Genomic DNA, 11875 nt, shown 5'->3' on the forward strand with positions numbered 1-11875 from the left:
GAGAAGGAGATTCGCATGCGTGCATCGCTTCGCGTCGTCGTCACCCTGCTGGTGGTCGCTGCCGCTGTCCTCGCCGGCATCTGGCTCTGGCGCTACTACATGCTCTCGCCCTGGACCCGCGATGCCCGGGTGCGGGCCGACGTGGTGGTGGTGGCGCCGGACGTGTCCGGCTGGGTGACCGACCTGGAGGTCAAGGACAACCAGGTGGTCAAGGTCGGCGACGTGCTGATGCGCATCGACCAGGAACGCTACCAGGCCAACCTGGAGCAGGCCCGCGCCGTCGCCGAGACCCGTCACCAGCAATACCTGTTGCGCCAGAACGAGGCGGCCCGGCGCAGCCGCCTGGGCATCGGCGCGATCAGCGCCGAGGACAAGGAAAACGCCCAGATCAATGCCGCCATCGCTCGCAGCGAGTACCAGGAGGCGCTGGCCCAGGTGAAGATCGCCGAACTCAACCTCAAGCGCAGCGAGCTGCGCGCCGCGCGCAACGGCCAGGTGACCAACCTGCGCCTGGCCCAGGGCAACTACGCCACGGCGGGCCAGGCGGTGATGGCGTTGGTCGACCAGCAGTCCTTCTATGTGGTCGCCTACTTCGAGGAAACCAAGCTGCCCGGCATCCGCGTCGGCATGCGCGCCCAGGTCCGCCTAATGAGCGGCGATCAGCCGATCGACGGCACGGTGGAGAGCATCAGCAGCGGTATCACCGACCGCAACTCGACGCCGGACGGCCAGTTGCTGGCCAATGTCGAGCCGACCTTCAACTGGGTGCGCCTGGCGCAGCGCATTCCGGTGCGCATCCGCCTCGACCAGGTGCCGGCGGATGTCCACCTGAGCGCCGGGATGACCGCCAGCGTCACCGTGCAGGGGGACTGAACGGCAGCGCTTGCGTGGCGCCATCCAGCGTGCTGGCGCCAAGCGCGCAGGCCAGCGCCGCCAGCACCAGGGCGAGGCCGACCCAGGGCGTCGCGGCGACTCCCAGTGCCGCCACCACCAGGCCGCCCAGCGCCGCGCCGAGGCCCACGCCCAGGTGCATGGCCGAGGTGTTCAGGGCGACGCCGGCGGAACCGCTGGCCGGATCGCTGCGCAGCAGGAAGCTCTGCACCACCGGCGAGATCATCCAGCTGATCGCGCTCCAGACCATCAGTACCGGCAGGAACCCGATGCTGCCCAGGCTCAGCGGCACCGCCGCCAGCGCCAGGGCGAAGGCCGCCGGCACCAGACGCAGGGCGCGCCGGTGGCCGAGGCGGTCGGCCAGCCAGCCGCCGATATAGCCGCCGCTCAGCGCTGCCAGGCCGATCAGCAGGAGGATCAGGCTGATCTCGCTGGGCGAGCGAATACCGGCCATGCTCGCCAGGTACGGGGTGAAATAGGCGAACAGGGTGAAGTGCCCGCCGAGCAACAGGATCGATACCAGTTGCGCGAGCCACAGCGCGGGCTGGCGCAACTGCCGCAGGTAGCCTTCGCGGCCGGGCAGGTCGCCGGCCTGGCGTTGCGGCAGGTAGCGCCAGAGCAGCAGGCACAAGGGCAGCGAATAGACCGCGATGCCGGCGAAGATCCAGCGCCAGCCGAACCAGTCGCTGATCTGTACGCCCAGTGGCACGCCGAACACCAGCGAACCGCTGATGCCCATGAAGATCAGGCCGATCGCCCGGCCGCGCTGGGCCGGGGCGGCCAGCTCGGCGGCGAGCAGGCTGGCGAGGACGATCAGCAGCCCGCAACAGGCCGACATTCCCAGGCGAGCCAGGAGCAGGCCGAGATAGCCCGGAGCGAGGGCGGCGAGCGCGTTGCTGAGGGCGAACAGCAGCAGGGTCGCCAGCAGCAGGCGGCGGCGTTCGATGCGCCGGGTCAGCCAGCCGAGCAGCGGTGCGGCGAGGGCGAAGCCGAGGGAGAACAGGGTGGTGAGCTGGCCGGCCAGGCTGATGGAGACCCGCAGGTCTTCGGCCAGGGGCGGCAGGATGCCGATCAGGATGCTTTCCGCCAGGCCGGCGGCGAAGGTGGTCAGGGATAGCAACAGCAAGCGAAGGTCCATGGCGGCTCCGATTCCCGGTAAGGGGTTTCGGGCGGTGGAGTGCCTTCGGTTATCCCTGATGATTGAGGTAAGACAGCGGACAGGGTAGAGCAGCGCGCGGCGGCCCGGCAAGTCCGCCGGGCCGGATGGCCCGACGGTAGGGAAAGCCGCTCAGCCGATGCTGATCGGCGGCAGTTCGGCCAGCTCGACGCTGAGCTTCTCTTCCGGCGCCATGATCTCCGCTTCGCCGTCGACCACCTGCTTGCCTGCCTGGTTGAACACCCGCGTGGCCATGCGCACGCGATTTTTCGGCAGCTTCTCGAGGACTTCCAGTTCGACCTTCAGGTCGTCGCCGAGCTTGACCGGACGGGTGAAGCGCAGGGTCTGGCCGAGATAGATGGTGCCTGGGCCGGGCAGCACGGTGGCGATCGCCGCGCTGATCAGGGCGCCGCTGAGCATGCCGTGGGCGATGCGTTCCTTGAACTGGGTGGTGGCCGCGTAGGCGGCGTCCAGATGCACCGGGTTGCGGTCGCCGGAGACTGCGGCGAACAACTGCAGGTCGCGCTCGGCGATGCTGCTGGTGTACTCGGCCTTTTGCCCGACCTCTAGCTCGGCGTAGGGAATGTTCTGGACCTGGCTCATGTTCTCTCCTTTGTCGAATGATCCCGGCGGTGGCGCAGGGCCTGTTCCAGCCAGTCGATCAGGTCTTGGGTGACCGCGTCGCGGTTGCTCTCGTTGAACAGCTCGTGACGGGCCTCGGGATAGGTCTTCAGGGTCACCTGGCGCAGCCCGGCACTGCGCAGGGCGTCGGCCAGGTCGCCCAGGCGCTTGCCCTGGCTGACCGGGTCGCGTTCGCCGCCGATGATCAGCAGCGGCAGGTCGGCATCGATCTGCCGCAGGTGGGTGGGCGGGGTGATATCGGCCAGGCCGCCGAGCAGGTCCACCCACAACTGGTTGCTGCAGCGGAAGCCGCACAGCGGGTCGGCCACGTACCTGTCGACTTCCTGCGGATCGCGACTGAGCCAGTCGAAGGCCGTGCGATTGGGCTTGAACGCCTTGTTGAACGAGCCGAACGAGAGGAAGTCGATCAGCGCGCTCTTGCCCAGCGGCCCCTGGCGCCAGCGCTCGAAGCGGGCGATCAGGCGGGCGACCCGGTAGAGCGCTTGCGGCTGGTAGTTGGAGCCGGAAAGGATCGCCCCTTGCAGGCTGCAGCTGTGGTGCAGCAGATAGGCCATGGAGATGTAGCTGCCCATGCTGTGGCCCAGCAGGAAGATCGGCAGTTCCGGGTGCTGCTGGCGGATATGGTGGTTCAGGCTGGCCAGGTCGCCGACCACCTTGCCCCAGCCGCCCTGGTCGGCGAAGTGGCCCAGCTCGTCGGCTTCGGCGGTCCGGCCGTGCCCGCGCTGGTCGATCGCATAGAAGTGGTAGCCGGCAGCGTTCAGCGCGGCGGCGAGACGCTCGTAGCGACCGGCGTGCTCGGCCATGCCGTGGGACAGCATCACCGCGCCAACGGCCGTTGCGCTCGGCCAGTGGCGGGTGTACAGCGGGGTTTCGTCGCTGGCGGGGAGCCAGTAGGCAGCGGCGGGCATGTTCGTTCCTTGTGCCGGGCGGACGCGTTCCGGCGCATTCTAGCAGCGTGCGCGGTTTCGTCCCGGAAAAGCGCCACCCTTGGGCACGGCCCGCTCTGGAATGGCGGGCGGCGAAGAGCGACAGGCTGGAGATTCACACTATCAATAAGGGCAGGAGGAGTATTTGCGCTGTCCGATGCAACTGCTAAGTTGCCCGATACCCCGCACACGCGGGCCAGACCCGCTCAGGTAAGAGGACAAGAATAAATGCAACCTGAATTCTGGAACGACAAACGCCCGGCCGGCGTACCCGACAGTCTCGACTTCGGCGCCTACCGTTCCGTGGTCGAGGTCTTCGAGCGCTCCTGCAAGAAATTCGCCGACCGCCCGGCCTTCAGCAATCTCGGCGTGACGCTCAGCTACGCCGAACTCGATCGTCTGTCCGCCGCCTTCGCCGCCTACCTGCAGAAACAGACCGATCTTCAGCCCGGCGACCGCATCGCGGTGCAGATGCCCAATGTCCTGCAATATCCCATCGCGGTGTTCGGCGCCTTGCGCGCGGGGCTGGTGGTGGTCAACACCAATCCGCTGTACACCGCCCGCGAAATGCGCCACCAGTTCAAGGACGCCGGCGTGCGTGCGCTGGTCTACCTGAACGTGTTCGGCAAGCTGGTCGAGGAAGTGCTCCCGGATACGCGGATCGAGTACCTGATCGAGGCGCGCATGGGCGACCTGTTGCCGGCGCTGAAGGGTTGGCTGGTGAACAGCGTGGTGAAGTCGGTGAAGAAGATGGTCCCCGATTATCGCTTGCCCCAGGCGCTGCCGTTCAGGCAGGCCTTGAAGCAAGGCCAGGGCCATGCCCTGCAGCCGGTCAGGGTCGGCCTGGAGGATGTCGCCGTGTTGCAGTACACCGGCGGCACCACCGGGGTCTCGAAGGGGGCGATGCTCACCCACGGCAACCTGGTGGCGAACATGCTGCAGGTCCACGCCCAGCTTTCCCAGCTCGGCAAAGATGGCCTGCCGCTGATGAAGGAGGCGCAGGAGGTGATGATCGCGCCGCTGCCGCTCTACCACATCTATGCCTTCACCGCGAACTGCATGTGCATGATGGTCAGCGGCAACCATAACGTGCTGATCACCAACCCGCGCGACATCCCCGGTTTCATCAAGGAACTGAAGAAGTGGCGTTTCTCCGCGCTGCTCGGCCTCAACACCCTGTTCGTCGCGTTGATGGAGCACCCCGGGTTCAAGGACGTCGATTTCTCCAACCTGAAGCTCACCAACTCCGGCGGCACTGCACTGGTCAGCGCCACCGCCGAGCGCTGGAAGGGCGTCACCGGCTGCACCGTGGTGGAAGGCTATGGCCTCACCGAATGCTCGCCGGTGGTGACCACCAACCCCTACGGCGAGCAGGCGCGCCTGGGCACGGTGGGGATTCCGGTCGTGGGCACGGCGCTCAAGGTGATCGATGAGCAGGGCAACGAGCTGCCTGTCGGCGAACGTGGCGAACTCTGTGTGAAAGGTCCGCAAGTGATGAAGGGGTACTGGCAGCGTCCCGAGGCCACCGAGGAGATTCTCGATGCCGAAGGCTGGCTGAAGACCGGCGACATCGCGGTGATCGACGAGGACGGCTTCGTGCGTATCGTCGATCGCAAGAAGGACCTGATCCTGGTCTCTGGCTTCAATGTCTACCCCAACGAGATCGAAGACGTGGTGATGGCCCATCCGAAGGTGGCCAGTTGCGCGGCGGTGGGCATTCCCGACGAGAAGTCCGGCGAGGCGGTGAAGCTGTTCGTGGTGGCCCGCGACCCCAGCCTGTCGGTCGAGGAGCTCAAGGCCTACTGCAAGGAAAACCTCACCGGATACAAAATTCCGCGACAGATTGTGCTCAAGGATGCATTACCGATGACGCCTGTGGGTAAAATCCTCCGTCGTGAGCTGCGCGAAATCGCCTGATAGCCTTACAAGGCTCTGAAACGGGCATTTGCCGGGGACAGGAAAGACCGTGACCGAGACTAATGTCTCGGTCATTTTTTTGACCGAATAGGTCATGTTTGGTGCTGGTCTGCCTCTGGCAAAGCTGATAATCTCGGCGCGCCTAATAGCCCTGGGTCCAGGGTTAGCGAGCAGATCACAACAAGATGCCGCCATGAGCGGTGAAGATTAGCTGTTGCTTAGGAGTGGGCTTCCATGATCGAAAACTTCTGGAAGGACAAGTACCCAGCGGGTATTGCTGCCGAGATCAATCCCGACCAGTACCCGAACATCCTGTCGGTACTGAAGGAGTCCTGCCAACGTTTTGCCACCAAGCCCGCGTTCACCAACCTGGGCAAGACCCTGACCTACGGCGAGCTGTACAAGCTGTCCGGCGACTTCGCCGCCTACCTGCAGCAGCACACCGATCTCAAGCCCGGCGACCGCATCGCCGTCCAGTTGCCCAACGTCCTGCAATACCCGATCGTGGTCTTCGGCGCCATGCGCGCCGGTCTCATCGTGGTCAACACCAACCCGCTGTACACCGCGCGCGAACTGGAACACCAGTTCAACGACTCCGGCGCCAAGGCGGTGGTCTGCCTGGCCAACATGGCCCACCTGGTCGAGGGCGTACTGCCGAAGACCGGCGTCAAGCAGGTGATCGTCACCGAAGTCGGCGACATCCTGCCGCCGCTGAAGCGCTTCATCGTCAACTTCGTGGTCAAGCACATCAAGAAGATGGTGCCGGCCTACAGCCTGCCGCAAGCCACCAAGCTGACCGACGCGCTGGCCAGGGGCGCCGGCAAGTCGTTCCAGGAAGCCGCGCCGCAGGCCGACGACGTCGCCGTGCTGCAATACACCGGCGGCACCACCGGGGTCGCCAAGGGCGCCATGCTGACCCACCGCAACCTGGTGGCCAACATGTTGCAGTGCAAGGCGCTGATGGGCGCCAACCTCAACGAGGGCTGCGAGATCCTCATCGCGCCGCTGCCGCTGTACCACATCTATGCCTTCACCTTCCATTGCATGGCGATGATGCTCACCGGCAACCACAACATCCTGATCACCAACCCGCGCGACCTGCCGTCGATGCTCAAGGACCTCGGCCAGTGGAAGTTCACCGGCTTCGTCGGCCTGAACACCCTGTTCGTCGCCCTGTGCAACAACGAGACCTTCCGCAAGCTGGACTTCTCCGCGCTGAAACTGACCCTCTCCGGCGGCATGGCACTGCAGCTGGCCACCGCGGAGCGCTGGAAGGAAGTCACCGGCTGCGCCATCTGCGAAGGCTACGGCATGACCGAGACCGCGCCGGTGGTATCGGTCAACCCGTTCCAGAACATCCAGGTCGGCACCATCGGTATTCCGGTGCCCTCGACCCTGTGCAAGGTGATCGGCGACGACGGCCAGGAAGTGCCCCTGGGCGAGCGCGGCGAACTCTGCGTGAAGGGTCCGCAGGTGATGAAGGGCTACTGGCAGCGCCAGGAGGCCACCGACGAGATCCTCGACGCCGATGGTTGGCTGAAGACCGGCGATATCGCGATCATCCAGGAAGACGGCTACATGCGCATCGTCGACCGGAAGAAGGACATGATCCTGGTCTCCGGCTTCAATGTGTATCCGAACGAACTGGAAGACGTGCTGGCGACCCTGCCGGGCGTCCTGCAGTGCGCCGCGATCGGCATCCCCGACGAGAAGTCCGGCGAGTCGATCAAGGTCTTCGTGGTGGTCAAGCCGGGGGCGACCCTGACCAAGGAACAGGTCATGCAGCACATGCATGACAACCTGACCGGCTACAAGCGGCCGAAGGCCGTGGAGTTCCGCGACAGCCTGCCGACCACCAACGTCGGCAAGATCCTGCGCCGCGAACTGCGCGACGAAGAGCTGAAGAAAGCGGGCCAGAAGTAAGTCCGCCGTTGCCTGAAGAAGCCCCGCCGATGCGGGGCTTCTTCGTTGCAGGCAGTCGGTTGCGGGGTGAGCGGGCCTGTGCGGACGTGCCGGCAGCGCATCACCTGCCGGAGGAAACCCCCATGGCCTGCCCTGGCCGAAGAAATACGCCGTCTGCCGATCAGCCGGTGTCTGGAACTGATCCAGGCATTGCTGGATCGCGCCGGCCCCGAGGTGCTCAAGCGACTGGGGCGCTGAGAGGGCCATCGCCCACCAGCAGCGTCGGCCGTATCGCGGCAGCGAGCGTTAACCGGGATTCGTCCTCTTCCGCTCAAATCTGCGACAATTCCGAATATTTTTCGCCTCGGCAGTGGCCGGAGCTTCTCCCGTCCTCCGCGACTGCGGCACGCTCACAGCATTCGAAAAGCCTAGATGACCGACCAGACTCCTTCCCTTGACCAACTCGTCCGGCGCCTCGACCAGGCCCAGATCAGCGACCGCCACCGCTTGCGCCGGCAGCTCCACGAACTGCGCAAGCAGCCCGACGACGCGCGCCTGGCGCAGTGGGTCGAGCGCTTCCAGACCTCCTGCGCCAAGGTCGAGGCGCGGCGCGCCAGCGTGCCGGCGATCCGCTACGACGACAGCCTGCCGATCGCCGCCAAGCGCGACGAGATCAAGGCCGCCATCGCCGCCCACCAGGTGGTGGTGATCGCCGGCGAGACCGGCTCGGGCAAGACCACCCAGTTGCCGAAGATCTGTCTGGAGCTGGGTCGCGGCATCCACGGCCTGATCGGCCATACCCAGCCGCGTCGGCTGGCGGCGCGCAGCGTGGCGACGCGGGTCGCGGAAGAGATCGGTACGCCGCTGGGCGCGCTGGTCGGCTACCAGGTGCGCTTCGAGGACCAGAGCGACGACAGCACCCTGGTCAAGCTGATGACCGACGGCATCCTCCTGGCCGAGACCCAGCACGACCGCTACCTGGAGCGCTACGACACGCTGATCGTCGACGAAGCCCACGAGCGCAGCCTGAACATCGACTTCCTCCTCGGCTACCTGAAGACCCTGTTGCACCGGCGTCCGGACCTGAAGCTGATCATCACCTCGGCGACCATCGACCTGGAGCGTTTCTCCCGGCATTTCGACGGCGCCCCGGTGATCGAGGTTTCCGGCCGCACCTATCCGGTGGAGACCTGGTACCGGCCGCTGGCGGCGGAAACCGACGAGGAGGGCAACCGGGTCGAGGACGACCTGTCGGTGGACCAGGGCATCCTCGCCGCCCTCGACGAGATCGCCGCCCACGAACGCGAGGTCGGCAAGCGGCCCGGCGACGTGCTGGTGTTCCTCCCCGGCGAGCGGGAGATCCGCGACGCCGCGGAGATGCTGCGCAAGGCCAACCTGCGCCACACCGAGGTGCTGCCGCTGTACGCGCGACTGACCCCGGCCGAGCAGCAGAAGATCTTCCAGCCGCGCCCGGGACGCAAGATCGTGCTGTCCACCAACGTCGCGGAAACCTCGCTGACGGTGCCGGGCATCCGTTACGTGATCGACAGCGGCACCGCACGGATCAGCCGCTACAGCTACCGCGCCAAGGTCCAGCGGCTGCCCATCGAGGCGGTGTCGCAGGCCAGCGCCAACCAGCGCAAGGGCCGTTGCGGGCGGGTCGAGCCGGGCATATGCGTGCGTCTCTACAGCGAGGAGGACTTCAACGCGCGTCCGGCCTTCACCGACCCGGAAATCCTCCGCACCAACCTGGCCGCGGTGATCCTGCAGATGCTGCACCTGCGCCTCGGCGACATCGAGGCGTTCCCCTTCATCGAGCCGCCGGACGGCAAGGCGATCAAGGACGGCTTCACCCTTCTGCAGGAACTGTCGGCGGTCAACCGCGAAGGCCAGCTGACCCCGCTGGGGCGCCAACTGGCGCGCCTGCCGATCGACCCGAGGCTGGGCCGCATGCTGCTGGAGGCGGCCCAGCAGGGTAGCCTCGAGGAAGTGTTGACGGTGGCCAGCGCGCTGTCCGTGCAGGACCCGCGCGAGCGTCCGGTGGAGCGGCAGCAGGCCGCCGACCAGGCGCACGCGCAATGGAAGGACCCGGATTCCGACTTCGCCGCGCTGATCAATCTCTGGGGTGGCTTCGAGGAGCAGCGCCAGGCGCTGGGTTCCAACGCCCTGCGCAGCTGGTGCCGGAAGAACTTCCTCAACTACCTGCGCCTGCGTGAGTGGCGCGACGCCCACCGCCAACTGACCCTGATCTGCCGCGAACTGAAGCTGCCGTTCGGGCGCCCGGCCAAGGCCGAGGCGCGCAAGCCGGAGGCGAAGAAAGGCGCGTCGGCCGACAACGAACGCGAGGTACCGGGGATCGATTACGCGGCGGTCCACAAAGCGATCCTGTCCGGCCTGCTCAGCCAGATCGGGCAGAAGGCCGAGGAAGGCGACTACCTCGGCGCTCGCCAGCGACGTTTCTGGATCCATCCGTCCAGCGGCATCGCTCGCAAGCGCCCGCAATGGATCATGGCCGCGGAACTGGTGGAGACCACCAAGCTGTTCGCCCGAATGGTCGCGAAGATCGAGCCGGACTGGCTGGAGCCGCTGGCCGGGCACCTGATCAAGACCAACCACTTCGAGCCGCACTGGGAGAAGCGTCGCGGCCAGGTGGTGGCGTTCGAGCAGGTCACCCTCTACGGCCTCATCGTCATCGGTCGACGTCCGGTGCACTACGGTCCGATCGACCCGCCGGTGGCGCGCGAGCTGTTCATCCGCGAAGGCCTGGTGCGCGGCGAGATCAACAGCCGCGCCAAGTGCCTGAGCGCCAACCGGCAGTTGCTGGAAAAGCTCGACGAGCTGGAAGCCAAGGCACGCCGGCGCGACATCCTGGCTGACGAGGAAACCCTGTTCGCCTATTACGACGCGCGCCTGCCGGCGGATATCTACCAGACCGCCAGTTTCGAGAAATGGTACGCCCGCGAGCGGCAGAACCAGCCGGACCTGCTGCTGATGCGCGAGGAAGACGTGCTGGCCCGCGAAGCCAGCGAAGTCACTGCGGCGCAGTACCCGGATCGCCTGCGCCTGGGCGACCTGCACCTGTCGCTGAGCTACCAGTTCGAGCCCGGCACCGCGCGCGACGGCGTCACCGTGCGGGTACCGGCGCCGCTGCTGCCGCAATTGCCGGCCGAACGCATCGACTGGCTGGTGCCCGGCCTGCTCTACGACAAGGCGGTGGCGTTGGTGCGCAACCTGCCGAAGGCGATCCGCAAGAGCTTCGTGCCGGTACCGGACTTCGTCCGCGCCGCCCTGGAGCGCATCACCTTCGGCGAAGGTTCGCTGCCGCAGGTGCTGGGCCGCGAGCTTCAGCGCATGACCGGCGTGCGGGTAGCCGACGAGGCCTGGGCCGAGGCGGCGACGCAGTTGGACGATCACCTGCGGATGAACATTGAGGTGGTCGACGCCCAGGGCAAGTTCCTCGGCGAGGGCCGCGACCTGGCCGAACTCACCGCGCGTTTCGCCGAAGCCAGCCAGGCGGCCCTGGCGATTCCCCAGGCCGACAAGGAACAGCAGCGTCCGGTGGAGGCCAAGGCCTTCGCCAGCGTCGCCGAGAAGGCCCAGCAGAAGGTCGCCGGATTGTCGATGACGGTATACCCGGCGCTGGTGGAGGAGCAGGGCGAGGTCAAGGAAGGGCGCTTCCCGACCCAGGCCGAGGCCGACTACCAACACCGCCGCGCCCTGCAACGACTGCTGTTGCAGCAACTGGCCGAGCCGGCCAAGTACCTGCGCGCCAAGCTGCCGGGGCAGACCGAGATGGGCCTGCTGTACCGCGAGCTGGGACGGGTCGAGGCGCTGGTCGAGGACATCCTCCTGGCCAGTCTCGACAGTTGCGTGCTGCAGGGCGAAAGCCTGCCGCGCGACGGCGCCGCCCTGGCCGCGCTGGCCGAGCGCAAGCGCGCTGCCTGGAACGAGCACGCCGAGCGCCTGGCACGCCTGGTGCTGGATATCCTCAAGCTCTGGCACGGCCTGCAGAAGCGCTTCAAGGGCAAGGTCGAGCTGGCCATGACCGTGCCGCTGAACGACGTCAAGGGCCAACTGGCCAACCTGGTGTATCCGGGGTTCGTCCGCGCCACCCCGCTGGAGTGGTTGAAGGAGTATCCGCGTTACCTCAAGGCCATCGAGCAGCGCCTGGACAAGGTCGCCGGCCAGGTCCAGCGCGACCGGGTGTGGAGCGGCGAGCTGGGCGAACTCTGGGCGCAATACCAGGCGCGCCTCGCCAAGCACGCCCAGGAAGGCAAGCGCGACGCCGAGTTGCAGGTGTATCGCTGGATGCTGGAGGAGTACCGGGTCTCGCTGTTCGCCCAGCAACTGGGAACCCGGCTGCCGGTCTCGGACAAGCGCCTGGCCAAGCAGTGGAGCCAGGTCGAGGGCTAGTTCCAGGGATACCGCGCGAAATGAAAAA

The 11875-nt window shown here is 66.5% G+C and carries 7 protein-coding genes; 4 read left to right on the plus strand and 3 right to left on the minus strand.

From position 1 onward, the window contains the following. Positions 1–15: 15 nt before the first annotated feature. The gene (locus ACYAF3_RS19705; protein WP_003091654.1) at positions 16–873 is read left to right on the plus strand and encodes an efflux RND transporter periplasmic adaptor subunit; all 858 of its coding nucleotides are present in this window, start codon (positions 16–18) and stop codon (positions 871–873) included. Here ACYAF3_RS19705 and ACYAF3_RS19710 read toward each other — a convergent pair. The 3 genes from ACYAF3_RS19710 to ACYAF3_RS19720 form a co-directional block, all read right to left on the minus strand. Further along, on the minus strand, positions 854–2029 hold the full coding sequence (locus ACYAF3_RS19710; RefSeq protein ID WP_003117592.1) for an MFS transporter: 1176 nt from the start codon (positions 2027–2029) through the stop codon (positions 854–856). The two genes, ACYAF3_RS19705 and ACYAF3_RS19710, sit on opposite strands and share 20 nt — an antisense overlap. Positions 2030–2179: 150 nt before the next feature. Further along, a complete protein-coding gene (locus ACYAF3_RS19715; RefSeq protein WP_003091647.1) occupies positions 2180–2650 on the minus strand; it encodes a MaoC family dehydratase in 471 nt (156 codons plus the stop codon). Beyond that, positions 2647–3597: an alpha/beta hydrolase gene (locus ACYAF3_RS19720; protein WP_003143440.1), complete on the minus strand. Its 951-nt coding sequence runs from the start codon at positions 3595–3597 to the stop codon at positions 2647–2649. The genes ACYAF3_RS19715 and ACYAF3_RS19720 overlap by 4 nt, the downstream gene beginning before the upstream one ends. 246 nt (positions 3598–3843) lie before the next feature. On the opposite strand from ACYAF3_RS19720, the gene fadD2 reads away from it, so the two are divergent. The 3 genes from fadD2 (at position 3844) to hrpA (ending at position 11847) form a co-directional block, all read left to right on the plus strand. Next, complete coding sequence (gene fadD2 / locus ACYAF3_RS19725) at positions 3844–5532, plus strand: long-chain-fatty-acid--CoA ligase FadD2 (RefSeq protein WP_003143442.1); 1689 nt, start codon at positions 3844–3846, stop codon at positions 5530–5532. Between the two features lie 234 nt (positions 5533–5766). Beyond that, a complete protein-coding gene (gene fadD1, locus ACYAF3_RS19730) occupies positions 5767–7455 on the plus strand; it encodes a long-chain-fatty-acid--CoA ligase FadD1 (RefSeq protein ID WP_003091643.1) in 1689 nt (562 codons plus the stop codon). A gap of 411 nt (positions 7456–7866) precedes the next feature. Then, positions 7867–11847: an ATP-dependent RNA helicase HrpA gene (gene hrpA / locus ACYAF3_RS19735; protein WP_031689052.1), complete on the plus strand. Its 3981-nt coding sequence runs from the start codon at positions 7867–7869 to the stop codon at positions 11845–11847. The last annotated feature ends 28 nt before the right edge of the window (positions 11848–11875 follow it).

The organism is Pseudomonas sp. TZ252 (assembly GCF_056110345.1).

What these genes read in the sequence shown, in the direction of transcription:
- fadD1 (WP_003091643.1), top strand. Translation starts at nt 5,767, where the DNA reads ATGATCGAAAACTTCTGGAAGGACAAGTACCCAGCGGGTATTGCTGCC.
- ACYAF3_RS19720 (WP_003143440.1), bottom strand. Translation starts at nt 3,597, where the DNA reads ATGCCCGCCGCTGCCTACTGGCTCCCCGCCAGCGACGAAACCCCGCTG.
- hrpA (WP_031689052.1), top strand. Translation starts at nt 7,867, where the DNA reads ATGACCGACCAGACTCCTTCCCTTGACCAACTCGTCCGGCGCCTCGAC.
- ACYAF3_RS19705 (WP_003091654.1), top strand. Translation starts at nt 16, where the DNA reads ATGCGTGCATCGCTTCGCGTCGTCGTCACCCTGCTGGTGGTCGCTGCC.
- fadD2 (WP_003143442.1), top strand. Translation starts at nt 3,844, where the DNA reads ATGCAACCTGAATTCTGGAACGACAAACGCCCGGCCGGCGTACCCGAC.
- ACYAF3_RS19715 (WP_003091647.1), bottom strand. Translation starts at nt 2,650, where the DNA reads ATGAGCCAGGTCCAGAACATTCCCTACGCCGAGCTAGAGGTCGGGCAA.
- ACYAF3_RS19710 (WP_003117592.1), bottom strand. Translation starts at nt 2,029, where the DNA reads ATGGACCTTCGCTTGCTGTTGCTATCCCTGACCACCTTCGCCGCCGGC.